This is a genomic window from Azospira sp. I13 (assembly GCF_003112695.1).
Classification (GTDB): domain Bacteria; phylum Pseudomonadota; class Gammaproteobacteria; order Burkholderiales; family Rhodocyclaceae; genus Azospira.
The window spans coordinates 132473-146133 of sequence record NZ_BFBP01000005.1; the positions used below are offsets into that span (position 1 = coordinate 132473).

At 64.2% G+C, this 13661-nt stretch carries 15 protein-coding genes and 1 tRNA gene; 10 read left to right on the forward strand and 6 right to left on the reverse strand.

The features are described from left to right. Positions 1–2 precede the first annotated feature (2 nt). The 6 genes from AZSI13_RS06000 (at position 3) to AZSI13_RS17485 (ending at position 2860) form a co-directional block, all read left to right on the forward strand. A complete protein-coding gene (locus AZSI13_RS06000; RefSeq protein ID WP_109040269.1) occupies positions 3–551 on the forward strand; it encodes a hypoxanthine-guanine phosphoribosyltransferase in 549 nt (182 codons plus the stop codon). A 107-nt stretch (positions 552–658) separates the two neighbouring features. Then, positions 659–1411, forward strand: coding sequence for an S-methyl-5'-thioinosine phosphorylase (locus AZSI13_RS06005; RefSeq protein WP_109040270.1), 753 nt, complete (start codon positions 659–661; stop codon positions 1409–1411). Positions 1412–1416: 5 nt separating this feature from the next. Then, positions 1417–1947, forward strand: a complete 531-nt coding sequence (locus AZSI13_RS06010; protein WP_109040271.1) for a peptide deformylase — start codon at positions 1417–1419, stop codon at positions 1945–1947. Between the two features lie 67 nt (positions 1948–2014). Then, positions 2015–2099 (forward strand) — tRNA-Leu (locus tag AZSI13_RS06015). A gap of 33 nt (positions 2100–2132) precedes the next feature. After that, positions 2133–2588 (forward strand): DUF1178 family protein, encoded by a 456-nt coding sequence (locus tag AZSI13_RS06020; RefSeq protein WP_109040272.1) that lies wholly within the window; start codon positions 2133–2135, stop codon positions 2586–2588. Further along, the gene (locus tag AZSI13_RS17485; RefSeq protein ID WP_165833365.1) at positions 2585–2860 is read left to right on the forward strand and encodes a hypothetical protein; all 276 of its coding nucleotides are present in this window, start codon (positions 2585–2587) and stop codon (positions 2858–2860) included. Before AZSI13_RS06020 ends, AZSI13_RS17485 begins: the two co-directional genes overlap by 4 nt. 342 nt (positions 2861–3202) lie before the next feature. On the opposite strand, the gene nosD is transcribed toward AZSI13_RS17485, so the two are convergent. The 4 genes from nosD to AZSI13_RS06045 all read right to left on the reverse strand — a co-directional run bounded on the left by nosD (position 3203) and on the right by AZSI13_RS06045 (position 6547). Beyond that, complete coding sequence (gene nosD / locus AZSI13_RS06030; RefSeq protein ID WP_235609684.1) at positions 3203–4543, reverse strand: nitrous oxide reductase family maturation protein NosD; 1341 nt, start codon at positions 4541–4543, stop codon at positions 3203–3205. Then, a complete protein-coding gene (gene dnaQ / locus AZSI13_RS06035) occupies positions 4501–5220 on the reverse strand; it encodes a DNA polymerase III subunit epsilon (RefSeq protein ID WP_109040274.1) in 720 nt (239 codons plus the stop codon). The genes nosD and dnaQ overlap by 43 nt, the downstream gene beginning before the upstream one ends. A gap of 126 nt (positions 5221–5346) precedes the next feature. Continuing rightward, positions 5347–5829 carry a ribonuclease HI gene (gene rnhA / locus AZSI13_RS06040; RefSeq protein WP_109040275.1) on the reverse strand — a complete coding sequence of 161 codons (483 nt, stop codon included), beginning with the start codon at positions 5827–5829 and terminating at the stop codon, positions 5347–5349. After that, positions 5819–6547, reverse strand: a complete 729-nt coding sequence (locus AZSI13_RS06045; RefSeq protein ID WP_109040276.1) for a class I SAM-dependent methyltransferase — start codon at positions 6545–6547, stop codon at positions 5819–5821. The genes rnhA and AZSI13_RS06045 overlap by 11 nt, the downstream gene beginning before the upstream one ends. 28 nt (positions 6548–6575) lie before the next feature. On the opposite strand from AZSI13_RS06045, the gene gloB reads away from it, so the two are divergent. Beyond that, a complete protein-coding gene (gene gloB / locus AZSI13_RS06050; RefSeq protein ID WP_109040277.1) occupies positions 6576–7385 on the forward strand; it encodes a hydroxyacylglutathione hydrolase in 810 nt (269 codons plus the stop codon). Here the strand turns inward: gloB and AZSI13_RS06055 are convergent. Together AZSI13_RS06055 and AZSI13_RS06060 are read right to left on the reverse strand one after the other, a co-directional pair. Continuing rightward, positions 7379–7822 carry a response regulator transcription factor gene (locus AZSI13_RS06055; RefSeq protein WP_235609685.1) on the reverse strand — a complete coding sequence of 148 codons (444 nt, stop codon included), beginning with the start codon at positions 7820–7822 and terminating at the stop codon, positions 7379–7381. The genes gloB and AZSI13_RS06055 overlap by 7 nt on opposite strands. 22 nt (positions 7823–7844) lie before the next feature. After that, on the reverse strand, positions 7845–8801 hold the full coding sequence (locus AZSI13_RS06060) for a diguanylate cyclase (RefSeq protein ID WP_109040279.1): 957 nt from the start codon (positions 8799–8801) through the stop codon (positions 7845–7847). 147 nt (positions 8802–8948) lie between these two features. On the opposite strand from AZSI13_RS06060, the gene rmuC reads away from it, so the two are divergent. From rmuC to AZSI13_RS06075, 3 genes are all read left to right on the forward strand, one after another. Beyond that, a complete protein-coding gene (rmuC, locus tag AZSI13_RS06065; RefSeq protein WP_109040280.1) occupies positions 8949–10469 on the forward strand; it encodes a DNA recombination protein RmuC in 1521 nt (506 codons plus the stop codon). A gap of 212 nt (positions 10470–10681) precedes the next feature. Further along, positions 10682–10972, forward strand: a complete 291-nt coding sequence (locus tag AZSI13_RS17490; protein ID WP_268807508.1) for a DUF3293 domain-containing protein — start codon at positions 10682–10684, stop codon at positions 10970–10972. Positions 10973–11214: 242 nt separating this feature from the next. Continuing rightward, complete coding sequence (locus tag AZSI13_RS06075) at positions 11215–13605, forward strand: serine/threonine protein kinase (RefSeq protein ID WP_109040282.1); 2391 nt, start codon at positions 11215–11217, stop codon at positions 13603–13605. Positions 13606–13661: the final 56 nt, after the last annotated feature.

The following is a 13661-nucleotide window of genomic DNA, read 5'->3' on the forward strand; positions in this document are numbered from 1 at the left end:
CCATGGCAAGCCGCGAAGAAGCCCTCGACATGCTGGCCCAGGCGGAGCTGATCCATTCCGCCGAAACCCTCGCCGCCGCGGTGGACCGGGTGGCCGGAGAAATCACTGCACGCCTGGGGGAGAGTAATCCCCTGGTGCTGTGTGTGATGACCGGCGGCATCATGTTTGCCGGCCAGCTCATGGCCCGTCTGCCTTTCCCGGCGGATTTCGATTACCTGCACGCCACCCGCTACGGCCAGGATACGGCCGGTGGCGCCCTGTCCTGGCGCGCTGCGCCGTGGACCAGCGTGAAGGACCGCACCGTGCTGGTGGTGGACGACATTCTGGACGAAGGCGTCACCCTGGCCGCGGTAAAGGATCGCCTGCTGCACCAGGGCGCCAAGGCTGTCTACCTGGCGGTGGTGGCGGACAAGGAAAACGGCAAGGACAAGCCGGTAGCGGCCGACTTCACCGCCCTGACGGTGCCGGACCGCTTCGTTTTCGGCTACGGCATGGATGCCTACGGTGCCTGGCGCAACCTTCCGGCCATTTACGCCCTCAAAGGGCAATAAGCCCGGCACTCCCGGCAAGGCCAACCTGGCCGACCCGGCAAATAATCAGCCACCACGGCACCCGGCGTTGAAAAGCGCCGCAGAACCCACCTCGGAGTAATCCTGCAATGCTCGCAATCATTGGCGGAAGCGGCCTGACCCAACTGGCCAACCTGGACATTTCCCACCGGGAAATCATCCGCACCCCCTACGGCGAACCCTCCGGCCCCGTCACTTTCGGCAACATCTGCGGCGAGCCCGCCATGTTCCTGGCCCGTCACGGCTATGGCCACACCATCCCGCCCCATGAGGTGAACTACCGCGCCAACCTCTGGGCCCTGTGGTCCAAGAAGGCCACCGCCGTGGTCTCCGTGGCTTCCGTCGGCGGCATCCGGGCCGACCTGGCCCCCGGCGACATCGTCATCCCCCACCAGATCATCGACTACACCTGGGGCCGCAAATCCACTTTCCACGAAGGCGATGGCTGTACCGTCACCCATGTGGATTTCACCCATCCCTACGACGAAGTCCTGCGCTGCCACATTCTCACCGCCGCCTCCATGATCGGTGAGGAGGTGCGCATGGGCGGCGTCTATGCCGCCACCCAGGGCCCGCGCCTGGAAACCGCCGCCGAGATCAACCGCATGGAGCGGGACGGTGCCGATCTGGTGGGCATGACCGGCATGCCGGAAGCCGTGCTGGCCCGGGAGCTGGATCTGCCCTATGCCGCCATCAATGTGGTGGCCAATTTCGCCGCTGGCCGCGGCGAGAGCGCCGACGGCATCCACTTCGAATCCATCGAGGATGTGCTGCAGAACGCCATGGGCCGAGTGCGCGGCATCATCGAGCAACTGGTGGCCAACCACGGGGCCCGGGACTGACCGCCATGGCCGGTACCGCCCGCCCCATCCTGCGCATGGGCCATCCGGTGCTGACCCGGCCGGCCCGGGAAATCACCCGCTTCGGCACGCCGGAGCTGGCCGCCCTGATTGCCGACATGCAGGCCACCATGGAAGCCGCCGGTGGCGTCGGCCTGGCGGCCCCCCAGATCGGCGTGGACCTGCGCCTGGTGATTTTCGGCTTCGAGCATAGCGAGCGTTACCCCGAGGCGCCGGCAGTGCCCTTCACCATTCTCCTCAACCCGGTGCTGGAACCCCTGGGGCCGGAGATGGAGGAGGGCTGGGAAGGCTGCCTTTCCCTGCCCGGCATGCGTGGCTGGGTGCCCCGCTGGCAACGCCTGCGCTACCGGGGCTTCACCCCTGACGGCCAGCCCCTGCTGCGGGAGGTGGAAGGTTTTCACGCCCGGGTGGTGCAGCACGAGTGCGACCATCTGGACGGGCTGCTTTACCCGGCCCGCATCCGGGATTTCAGCCGTTTCGGCTTTACCGACGAGTTGTTCCCCGAAGACCTGAACTGAGGCGGCAAGCCGCAGCCAAGAGTCCCGCGGACCGGCCGGAAGCCGCTATAATCCGGCCTTTCCGTCCGCCCGGGTGGTGAAATTGGTATACACAGCGGACTTAAAATCCGCCGCCGCAAGGCTTACGGGTTCAAGTCCCGTCCCGGGCACCACTGCTTTGTTCCGCCACACGCCAGACACGCCAAGTGATCGTCTTTGAACTTTCCTGCGACCAGGAACACCGTTTCGAGGGCTGGTTCCGCTCCGCCGAGGACTTTTCCCGCCAGCAGGAACAGGGCCTGGTGAGCTGCCCCCACTGTAATTCGCCCCAGGTGCGCAAGCTGCCCTCGGGCCTGCACATCGGCCAGCGGGCCACAGAACCCGCCGCGCCTGCCGGAGCAGCGGAAGGTCAGGGCACCGGGGCGATGGCCGATCCTGCTGCCAACCCCATGGCCGCTTACCGCCAGGTAGTGGATTTCCTCATGAACATCAGCGACGACGTGGGTAACGCCTTCGCCGAGGAAGCCCGCAAGATGCACTACGAGGAAGCGCCCCAGCGCTCCATCCGCGGCCAGGCGACGGACGACGAGTTCGCCGAGCTGGAAGAGGAGGGCATCGGCGTCTTCCGCCTGCCGGTGCCGAAGAAGGGGAACCTCAATTGATCGTCCATAACCAAGACCGCGTTCTGGCCGTGGTGATCCGCCATGACGGCCGTCAGGTCAGTCTGGTGCCCATGAAGACGGGCAAGCTGGCCGTGCTGCGCCTGCTGGCGGCCCAATTCAGCCAGGAATGGCAGCCCTGCGATTGCGCCCTGGCGGCGACGGTGGAGAGCTTTTTGCGCCACGCCCGGGACCACGGCGCCTCCAAGGAGGCCCTGGCCGGCCTGGAACGCCTGGCGGTGCGCGATCGGGACGTGGTAGCTTCGCTGTTCTAAGCCAGGCCCCGGGGGTTTGTGTCTCGGAGTTGCATCCGCCATGGCCGTCCGGCCATGGCTTCAATCCGCTGAAATTTCCTCTTCCCCCTCAAGGTGCCTCCACAAGGCAATAGGGACGCCATGCTTCCCCTTGTTACCCCGGAGAGGCAAGCAGGGCGCGGCGTTTCAGGCATGTCCGCGCCCCTATTAGGTTTTCAGGTAGTTTTCATGGATTTTAGGCAGGTAGCCTGAGCCGGTACGTAGACCGGCCGCGTGGGAAGCGAGAGAAATGCCCGAGGCAAGCAGGCTGCCCCCCATCGAACCGTCGCACTGGGGCCGCCAGCCTGGCGGCCACTGCCGGGGCTAGCGGAACATGCGGGGCGAAGGGTCCCGCAGGATCAGGGTCGGGTGGGAGAACGGCGCCAGCCGTTCGAGGAAATCCAGCAGCTCCAGCACCGGTGAGTTGCGGAAGAAGCGGGCCGCCGGGGTATCCATCCAGATACGGTCGGCGTAGGCGTAGATTTCGTGGGGGGTATCCCCCTGACCGTCGTGGTTGCGGTCAAAGCCTTGGTAGTCGTCCCAGGAATTGCCAATCCAGTAGTCGTTTTCCGGGTTGCCCGAGTCGCTGGCGCTGACCTGCCAGAGATTGTTCTCGAAGCGGTTGGCCAGGCTGATATGGCCGCCCCGTTCGCCATAAAAATTGATGCCGGTGACGTTGTGGGCCAGGCGGTTGCGGTGCAGCACGATGCGGTTGAGGGGGTGGGATGGGGAGTCGGCCATGATGCCGACGGCGCAGTGGATGATGTCGTTATCCTCGATGAGGATGGCCGCCGTTTCCTTCAGGGCAATGCCGGCGCCGGAGGCATCCATGGCGTGCAGCACCCGGTTACGCCGCACGATGGCGCCTTCGGAATTCATGATGATGATGCCGGTGGAGTTGCGCTCCAGCACGTTGTCTTCGATCAGGCTGCGGTTGGAAAAGAGGAAGTTCATGCCGCGACGGCTATCGCGGATGGTGTTGCGGCGGAAGACGTTGCGCGGGGCGTTGCTGATGGTCAGGTCCCGGGTCTGGGCGATGTCGTTGTCTTCGATCAGGTTGCCGCTGCTGTACCACAGGCGCAGGGCATCGCCCCGGTCCGCCGAATCCACCGGGCGGGAGCGGATGCGGTTGCGGCGCAGGATGTTGTGGTTCGATTGCTTGAGGGAAATGCCGAAGAGGCTGTCGTCGATGCTGTTGCCTTCGATGATGTTGTCGTTTCCCACCACGGCCATGGCCGAATCCAGCTGGTCGTGGGAATCGCCACTGCCGGTCAGGCGCAGGCCGCGGATCTGGGCGCCGCTGGCTTCGAGTACGAGGATGGTGCCGTGGCCGCCGTTATCGACGGTGACCTGGCCCTGGCCATCCAGGGTCATGGCCTTGTCGATGCGCACTGGCCCCCGGTAGGTGCCGGGTGGGGGCACCAGGGTGCCGCCCGCCGGCGTGGCGTCGATCCAGGGTTGCAGCGGCGGCGGGGGAGGTGGGGTGGTCGCCGATGTGGCCAGGCCGATGGCCGGGAAGAGGACTGAAAACAGGGCGGAGCACAGAAGCGCCAGCACGGCGCTGCCAAACACGGCCGACAGGCGCAGGCAACGGCCCAGGAAGGTGTGCGGGCGGCTCCGGGTCACGGTGCGGCGGGGAGCGGTTCCGGCGGCAGCCACAGGCATTTGCCCTTGCTTTCCTTGTTGATGCCGGCCAGCACCTGCTGGTGGGCCGCCAGTTCTTCGTCGCTGGCCCGCAGCACCCGGGTGGGCCGGCGCTCCCGGTTGGCCACCGCCAGATCGGCGGAGTGGCTGGGGGATTGGCCCAGGTCGATCATCAGGCTTTCCTGGCCCCGGGTCATGGCGACATAGACTTCGCCAAGAATCTCCGCATCCAGCAAGGCGCCGTGCAGGGTACGGTGGGAGTTGTCCACCTCGTAGCGGTCGCACAGGGCATCCAGGTTGTTTTTCTTGCCCGGATGCAGGTCCTTCGCCATTTTCAGGGTATCCACCACCCCGGAACAGACTTCACCAATGGGTGGCAGCTTGAGGCGCGCCAGCTCGGCGTTGAGGAAGCCTACGTCAAAGGGGGCGTTGTGGATGACCAGCTCGGCACCCCGGATGAAATCGAGGAATTCGGCAGCGATGGCCGCGAATTTCGGCTTGTCTGCCAGGAATTCCAGGCTAATGCCGTGCACCGCCTGGGCGCCTTCATCGATGGCCCGTTCGGGATTGACGTATTTGTGGAAGTGGCGGTTGGTGAGCCGCCGATTGACCATTTCCACCCCGGCCACTTCGATGATGCGGTGCCCCTGCTTGTGTTCCAGGCCGGTGGTTTCAGTATCGAGAAAGATCTGGCGCATAACGGTTCCGATGGTAAGCAATGACGGGCGGTTGATCCCCCGCCTATATCAAATCCGGTGAAAATCGGGCACGACCGGGCTGGTTGGGTGAGGCGGACGGATCAGGATCCGGCGGCCTCCAGCATCTCAGGCGCTCCGGCGCAAATCCTCGATGCCCCGGTTGGCCAGCTCGTCAGCCTTCTCGTTGCCCGGGTTACCGGCATGGCCCTTGACCCAGATCCACTCCACCTGGTGTTGCCGGGCCAGGGTGTCGAGCTGCTGCCAGAGGTCGGCATTCTTCACCGGCTTCTTGTCGGAGGTTTTCCAGCCGTTGCGCTTCCAGTTATGAATCCAGGTGCTGATGCCCTGCTGCACGTACTTGGAATCGGTGTAGAGCTTGATCGGCACCGGCCGCTTGAGGGCGGCCAGGGCACTGATGACGGCCATCAGTTCCATGCGGTTGTTGGTGGTATCCCGCTCACCGCCCCACATTTCCTTGACATGGGCGCCCGAGCGCAGCAGGGCGCCCCAGCCGCCGGGACCCGGGTTGCCCTTGCAGGCGCCATCGGCATAAATTTCAACGGTATTCTCCGGGGCGGCGCCCGGCGTCTTCGCAGGCTCATTGGCCATGGGGATTCATTTCCTTTTGTGTGACAGGAGCCAGGGCCTTGGCCCGGGCCCGACGTTCTTTCCAGGCGGGCAGCACCAGGCGCATGCCGGCGACCCGCTTGATACCGCGAAGCACGTAGGTGCCGCCGGCGAAGCCCCACCAGCGGTCGCCGGCCGGCTCCATGAAATGGGCCCGCTGCAGCCACTTTTCCTGCTCGAAGGGCGGGGCATAACAGCCGAAATTGCCCCGATCCACCTCGAAACCGAGCAGGGCCAGCCAGTCCTTAAGGCGCAGTACCGAGAGATAGGCGCCGTTCCAGGGGAACAGGCCTTCCCGCGGGCCGGGGAAGTAACGCCGCAGACCCCACAGGGAGAGGGGGTTGAAGCCGACGATGACCACCTGGCCTTCGGGAATGAGCACCCGCTCCACCTCCCGCAGGATCTGGTGGGGATCGTCGAGGAATTCCAGGATGTGCGGCAGGACCACCAGGTCCAGGGAATCGCTGGCAAAGGGCAGTTGGCGGAGATCGCAGCGCACATCGACGATGCCGATGTTGCCGGCCTTCTGGCGCAGGGGAATGCGGTTTTCCCGCAGGTAGTCCACCTGGGGCAGGCCAAGCTGGATGGCGTGGAAACCGAAGATGTCGGCCACCAGGGCATCCACCCGCTTTTGCTCCCAGGCGAGGACATAACGCCCCTGGGGGGAGTCCAGCCAGTCGTCGAGTCCGGGAATTGACATGGGGGCGGGATCTGCCAATAGTGCTGACATGGAAACAAGTGTACCTGCTTGCAGCCCCGTGCGGGGCATCGCGGCCATTCTGGCCTTCAAGGACAACTACATCTGGCTGCTGCACCGCCAAGGCCAGGCCGTGGTGGTGGACCCGGGCGAGGCCGGGCCGGTGAAAAACGCCCTGGCGACGATGGGGCTGCGCCTCGAGGCCATCCTCATCACCCACCACCACGCGGACCACTGCGGCGGCATCCCGGAATTGCTGGCGGAGGCCGGCCAGGTGCCGGTCTTCGGGCCGGCGGCGGAGTCTATCACAGGCATCAGCGTACCGCTGTCGGGGGGAGAAAACCTGCAGTTCCCCGGCATTGGCCTGGCGCTTCAGGTGCTGCCGGTGCCTGGCCACACCCGGGGCCACCTGGCCTATCAGGGCAACTGGGAAGACCAGCCGGTGCTGTTCTGCGGCGATACCCTGTTCGGTGCCGGCTGTGGCCGGCTGTTCGAAGGCACGCCGGCCCAGATGGCAGCCTCCCTGGGGCGCCTGGCGGCACTGCCGGCAGAAACCGCCGTCTTTTGTGCCCACGAATACACCGCGACCAACCTGGGGTTTGCCGCGGCGGTGGAACCGGATAACCCGGACATTGCCCGCCGCATCCGGCAGGTCGACAGCCTGCGGACCCAGGGATTGCCGACCTTGCCCAGTACCCTGGCGGAAGAATTGCGCAGCAATCCCTTCCTGCGCTGTGGCGTACCGGCGGTGCGCGCCCGGGCCGAGGCCCAGGCAGGCCATGCCCTGGCCGATGAGGTGGCGGTGTTTGCAGCGCTACGGGAGTGGCGGAACGGTTATTGAACCGACGGGGAAGGGGAGGTGGCGGCCGGCTCAGCGGCAGAAGGGGCTGCGGGGGAAGTCCCCCGCTTGCTACTGCTGACCCGGGCCAGGGCTTCGAGCACCCGGGCGGCATTGAAGGGCTTGACCACGAAACCATCGGCGCCCAGTTCCAGGGCTTCCTGGACGTTCTCCATGCTGGCATTGCCGGTGATCATCACCACGCCCATGGCGGGATAGTCCCGCTTCAGGGTCTTCAGAGCTTCCAGACCGTCCAGCTCCGGCATGATGACATCCAGGCACACCACGTCCGGCGTCAAGCGCTCGGCCATTTCCAGGGCCTGCATACCGTTGCGGGCCTCGCCGACGACCTGATAGTCCTCGTTGCGCAGGATGCCTCGCAGCAGGGCGCGCATGACGTCGTTGTCGTCCACGATGAGGATTTTCGGGTGGTAGGCCATGATGCAAATTCAGTTCTGGAGTTCAGGTCGTGGGCGTCAGGGCCTGGGCCATGCGACAGACCTGGTTGCGGCCGGCCTGCTTGGCCTGGTAAAGGGCCTGGTCGGCAGCCAGCAGCAGTTCTTCCGGCTTGCTTTCCGGCGTGGCGATGATGGCGGAAACGCCGCAGCTGATGGTGACCTGGCCATGGTGGGAGCCGGCGTGGGGCATTTTCAGCTGGGCCACGCTATGGCGCATGCGTTCGGCCACGAAGGCGGCACCGCCGAGCTTGGTATCCGGCAGGATGATGGAGAATTCCTCGCCACCGTAGCGGGCCAGGAGGTCGCCGCCCCGCTCCATGGCCTTGGCCATGGAAGAGGCCACCCGCTTGAGGCACTCGTCGCCGGCCTGGTGGCCGTAGGTGTCGTTGAATTTCTTGAAGAAGTCCACGTCGCACATGACGATGGCCAACTCGCTGCCCTGACGCATGGAACGGCGCCATTCCCGGTCCAGGGCCTCGTCGAACATGCGACGGTTGGCCACGCCGGTCAGGCCATCCACCGCCGACAGACGCTTCAATTCCTGGTTGGCCACATCCAGCTTGCGGGTCAACACCAGCAGGGAATGGCGCATCTGCACGATGCGCTGCATGGCGCGGATCTTGGCCCGCAGCACCACGTCGCTGACAGGCTTCTGCAGGTAGTCGTCGCCGCCGGCGGCGATACCTTTCTCCAGATCCGCATCGCCGCTCATGGCAGTGAGGAAGATGATGGGCGTCCATTCACCGGACTTTTCCAGTTCCCGGATGCGGCGGGCCACGGTGTAGCCGTCCATATCCGGCAACACCACGTCGAGCAGGATCAGGTCGGGGCGCTCCGACTGGAACAGTTCGATGGCCTGAGCACCGCAGGTGGCGGGAACAGGAATGTTGCCGAGGCGCTCCAGATGGTGGCAGACCACGGCGAGGGAGGTTTTGGCGTCCTCAACGACCAGGGTTTTCATTGTTGTTGTCGCGTCCCGTAAAGGATTGTTTGGCTCTCGGCATTTTATCCGTTTGGGCTGAATCGGGGGCAGCAATCCGTCACGTTCCATCGGCCATTTTCTGCCGGCGGGTAGAATGCCGCTTTTGCCTGTACCGAACCTGCCTCCATGACCGATATCCTGTTGCCAATTCTGGCCGTTCTGGCCTTGCTCTCGCTGGGTTTCCAGCTGCTCGCCCTGCGTCGCAACCGGGCCGGCGACGATGTTTCCGCCCAGGTGGCGGCCCAGTTGCAGCCCCAACTCTCTGCCCTGGATGCCGCCCTGACCCGCCAGGAGCGGACCCTGCGGGAAGAGCTGGCGGCCATCCGCCAGGAAGCGGCCCATGAAGCCCGGCGGGACCGGGAAGAGCAGGGCGAGGCCCTCGCCCGCCTGACCCAGGCCCTGCGGGAGCAGGTCGCCCAGTTGGGGCAGTTGCAGGCCCAGCAGCTGGAAGGTTTCGCTCAACAGCTGGCCCGCAGCCGCCAGGAAGCGGCCGCCGAGGCCCACCAAGCCCGGGAGGCCCAGGCCGCCGGCCTGGCCCGCCTGGCTGAAGCCCTGAACACCCAAGTGGGCCAGTTCGGCCAGACCCAAGGACAGCATCTGGAAGCCTTCGCCCAGCAACTGGCCCAGGTTTCCCAGGCCCTGGAGCAGCGTTTCGAGCAATTGCGCCAGGGCGTTGAAGCCCGACTATTGGCGCTCCAGGCCGACAACAGCGGCAAGCTGGAGGAAATGCGCAAGACGGTGGACGAAAAACTCCATGCCACCCTGGAACAGCGCCTGGGAGAATCCTTCAAGCTGGTTTCCGACCGGCTGGAGCAGGTGCACCGGGGCCTGGGGGAAATGCAGACCCTGGCGGCCGGTGTCGGCGACCTGAAGAAGGTGCTCACCAACGTCAAGACCCGGGGCTCCTGGGGCGAAGTACAGCTTTCCAACCTGCTGGAACAAATCCTCACGCCAGACCAATACGCCACCAATGTGGTGACTCGCCCCCGCAGCAACGACCGGGTCGAATTTGCCATCCGCCTGCCCGGCAAGGGCGACGGACTGGCCGATACGCCGGTCTGGCTGCCTATCGACGCCAAGTTTCCCATCGAGGATTACCAGAAGCTGCAGGATGCCCAGGAGCGGGCTGATGTCGCCGGCGTGGAGGAGGCTGGCAAGGCCCTGGAAAACCGGCTCAAGCTGGAAGCCAAGAGCATTCGGGAAAAGTACGTGGAACCGCCCCATACCACGGATTTCGCGCTCCTCTACCTGCCCATCGAGGGCCTCTACGCCGAGGCCCTGCGCCGGCCTGGCCTGGCCGAGCTGCTGCAGCGGGAATATCGGGTGTCCCTCTCCGGTCCCACCACCTTGACGGCCATGCTCAACAGCCTGCAGATGGGCTTCCGCACCCTGGCCATTGAAAAACGTTCCTCCGAGGTGTGGGCCGTGCTGGGGGCGGTCAAAACGGAATTCGGCAAGTTCGGCGAAGCCCTGGCGGCCACCAAGAAGAAACTGGAACAGGCCACCAGCAGTATCGGCGCAGCGGAAGTGCGCACCCGGCAGATCGAGCGCAAGCTGAAGAGCGTCGAAGCCCTGCCCGCGGGTGAAGCCTCCGGCGTACTGGCCGGCCTGGAAAACCTGGAAGTGGCGGACGACAGTTCCGCCTAGGTGTTGAGTTGCAAAAGGCCTGCTCCATGACGCCCTTTGTGCCGCCCCCGGCGCTGCTCCAGGCCTATGAGGCCACCGTGTACCGGGTCCATATCCCTGGGGAGGCTCTGGATTTGCGGGTTGGCGCCCGCCATGCCGGCCTGGCGGCCTGGCTTGGGGGAGCGGGAAAGCATGGGGAGGAAACGGTTGAGGAGGCTGAAAGGGCGTGCTGGATGGTCATCACGGCTGACAATCCAGGCTCACGACTCTTGAGCCCGACAGAGAACGAAGCGCGCCGGGAGTATCTTGGCCAGCACCTGGCCGCACTGGACCTGCATTGCCTGGCGGCAGAAAACCTAGCCCCGGCCGGAGACTGGCCGACGGAAAGGGGCTTCTTCGTTACCGGCCGCCCCCTCGACAGGTCCCTGGCCCTCGCCCTGGGGCGCCAGATGGGCCAGAACGCCGTGCTCTTCGGGGAGGCGGGAAGTCTTGTCGAACTGCTGTGGTGCCTGGAGGCGAGCTAAGCGGGGCTTGGACATTCCCCGGAACGTCCCGCCACATGATGACTGGCAGGGTCGGACATGGCCGACATTGCCGGTAAAAGGGGCGAAATTGAGGGAATTACTTCTGCTTTTTGGCCTTCTAAGGGAAAATCGACAGAAACTCAAAACTGACTGCCTTGGGGCCAACTGCCGGGCTGTGACTTTATACGCGTCCGTGGCCCCACTGACAGGCTAGAATGAAAGCCTATACCCGAGGGGCAGACATGACGCAGCAAAAGATCGGACGCTTCGAGATCCGGCATGAATTGGGGCGAGGGGCGCAAAGTGTGGTTTACCTGGCGTATGACCCGCAGCTGGAGCGGGAAATTGCCATCAAAACCCTGCACTTTTCCCAACCGGATCCTTCCCAGAATGCCTCGCTATTGGCGGAGGCCCGGACGGTCAGTCAGCTGCGACATGCCAATGTAGTACCGATTTTCGAAGCTGGTGAAGAAGCCGGGGATATTTACCTGGTTTTCCAGTACATCCCGGGCCGGAATCTGGCCCAACATTTGAAGGAAGCGGGGCCCCTCTCCCCCGTCAAGGCCATCACCCTCATGCGTTCGGTCCTGGACGCAGTGGCCAGCGCCCACGAGCATGGCATCATCCACCGGGACCTGAAGCCTTCCAACATCCTGCTGGACGAGGAGGGCATTCCCCAGGTGATGGACTTCGGCATCGCGGCCCGGGTGGAATCCACGGACCGGGATCAGGGCGATTTCACCGGTACCCCGGCCTACATGGCGCCGGAATACATCCACGATCGCACCGTCAGCGTGCGGGGCGACGTCTTCGCCGCCGGCCTCATCCTCTATGAACTGCTCACCGGCCATCGTGCCATCCAGGGCAATGATCCCTTCCAGGTGATGCATCACATCGCCAATGTGGATGTTCGCCTGCCAGCGGAAATCACCCTGGACGAGCGCATTGTGGACATCCTTTATAAGGCCACGGCCCGCAATCCGCAGCAGCGCTACGAATCTATTTCCCAATTCCGCCAGGCCCTGGAGCATTACCTGGACCCGGAAGAGGAGAGCAGCGAATCCGGCGGCAAGCAGAGCACCCTGGAATTCCTGCTGCGGCGCATGCGCCACAAGAGCGATTTCCCGGCCCTTTCCGAATCCGTCAGTGCCATCAACAAGATTGCCACCTCCGAGACGGAAAGCATCGCCCGGCTGTCCTCCACCATCCTCAAGGACTTCGCCCTCACCAACAAGATCCTGCGCCTGGTCAATTCGGCCTATTACCGCCAGGCCGGTGGCGGCAATATCAGCACCGTTTCCCGGGCGGTGATCGTGCTCGGCTTTGACGCGGTACGCAACATCGCCATCACCGTGCTGCTCTTTGAGCATCTGCAGAACAAGGCCAATGCGGCCCAGCTCAAGGATGAGTTCCTGCAGGCCAACCTGGCCGGCATCCTGGCCAAGGACGTGGGCGCCAAGACCAATACCCGGGATGTGGAGCAGGCCTTCATCTGTTCCATGTTCCACAATCTGGGCCGCCTGCTGTGCCAGTACTACTTCCCCGAAGAGAGTGAGGAAGTGAAGAAGATCATGGCCCAGAAGAGCGTCGGGGAGGAATCTGCCTCCCTGCAGGTCCTGGGTATGTCCTATGAGGAATTGGGCATCGGTGTCGCCCGCACCTGGGGTTTCCCGCCCCTCATCGTCAACAGCATGCGCAAGCTGCCGGCCGGTAACGTGCGCGCCCCCAATACGCCGGAAGACAAACTGCGGGTGCTCTCGGCCTTCTCCAACGAGCTGTGCCTGGTGATTGCCCAGGCCACGCCGGAAGATCGGGCCCGGGAACTGAAGAAGCTGACGGCCCGCTTTGGCGACAGCGTCAAACTGGACGAGCGGGAAATCCGCAGCACCATCGAGCGCTCCATCACCCAGGTGAAGGAATTCGCCAGCATCATCCGGCTCAACCTGCAGCAGACCAATTTCGGCCGCCAGTTGCGGGTCTGGTCCGGCGACAAGTTTTCGCCAGCGGATGCTACCGCTACCACCGAATCCAGCATTCCCGGTACCGTGCTGAGCGAGCATCCGGGAGGCGAGCTGCCGCCGGCATCCGCCGTACAGGAAGGGGAAGCGCCGGATTCCGCCGCGGCCCAGGCCATTCTCACCGCCGGCATCCAGGATATTTCCAACACCCTGGTGGAAGACTACAAGCTCAACGACATCCTGCGCATCATCCTGGAAACCATGTACCGGGCCATGGGTTTCAAGCGGGTTATCCTGTGTATCAAGGACACCCGCAACAACACCATGCAGGGCCGCTTCGGCTTCGGCCCGGAGACAGCGGAAATCTCCAAGCAGTTCCGCTTCTCCCTGAATTTCTCGCCGGATATTTTTCACGCGGCCATTTCCAAGGGCGTGGACATCCTCATCAGCGACACCAACGAGCCGAAGATCAAGCCACGGATTCCCGACTGGTTCCGCAAGGCCCTGGCCTCGGAAACCTTCGTTCTTTTCCCCCTGACCATCAAAAATAACCCGGTCGCCCTGATTTATGCGGACAAGGACCGGGCGGGGGAGATCGTCATTCCGGAAAAGGAGTTGTCCCTGCTGCGAACCCTGCGCAACCAGGCACTCCTGGCCATCAAGCAATCGATCTGAAGCCTCTGGCGCTGTGCCGGAATGGAAAAGCAAAAGGCCGGGATTTCCCGGCCTTT

Bases quoted from the DNA above. Each gene is read 5' to 3' on its own strand.
- AZSI13_RS06075 (WP_109040282.1), top strand. From the start codon at position 11,215: ATGACGCAGCAAAAGATCGGACGCTTCGAGATCCGGCATGAATTGGGG.
- AZSI13_RS06005 (WP_109040270.1), top strand. From the start codon at position 659: ATGCTCGCAATCATTGGCGGAAGCGGCCTGACCCAACTGGCCAACCTG.
- AZSI13_RS06010 (WP_109040271.1), top strand. From the start codon at position 1,417: ATGGCCGGTACCGCCCGCCCCATCCTGCGCATGGGCCATCCGGTGCTG.
- AZSI13_RS17490 (WP_268807508.1), top strand. From the start codon at position 10,682: ATGGTCATCACGGCTGACAATCCAGGCTCACGACTCTTGAGCCCGACA.
- rmuC (WP_109040280.1), top strand. From the start codon at position 8,949: ATGACCGATATCCTGTTGCCAATTCTGGCCGTTCTGGCCTTGCTCTCG.
- gloB (WP_109040277.1), top strand. From the start codon at position 6,576: ATGGAAACAAGTGTACCTGCTTGCAGCCCCGTGCGGGGCATCGCGGCC.
- nosD (WP_235609684.1), bottom strand. From the start codon at position 4,543: ATGCCTGTGGCTGCCGCCGGAACCGCTCCCCGCCGCACCGTGACCCGG.
- dnaQ (WP_109040274.1), bottom strand. From the start codon at position 5,220: ATGCGCCAGATCTTTCTCGATACTGAAACCACCGGCCTGGAACACAAG.
- AZSI13_RS06055 (WP_235609685.1), bottom strand. From the start codon at position 7,822: ATGGCCTACCACCCGAAAATCCTCATCGTGGACGACAACGACGTCATG.
- AZSI13_RS06060 (WP_109040279.1), bottom strand. From the start codon at position 8,801: ATGAAAACCCTGGTCGTTGAGGACGCCAAAACCTCCCTCGCCGTGGTC.
- AZSI13_RS06045 (WP_109040276.1), bottom strand. From the start codon at position 6,547: ATGTCAATTCCCGGACTCGACGACTGGCTGGACTCCCCCCAGGGGCGT.
- rnhA (WP_109040275.1), bottom strand. From the start codon at position 5,829: ATGGCCAATGAGCCTGCGAAGACGCCGGGCGCCGCCCCGGAGAATACC.
- AZSI13_RS06000 (WP_109040269.1), top strand. From the start codon at position 3: ATGGCAAGCCGCGAAGAAGCCCTCGACATGCTGGCCCAGGCGGAGCTG.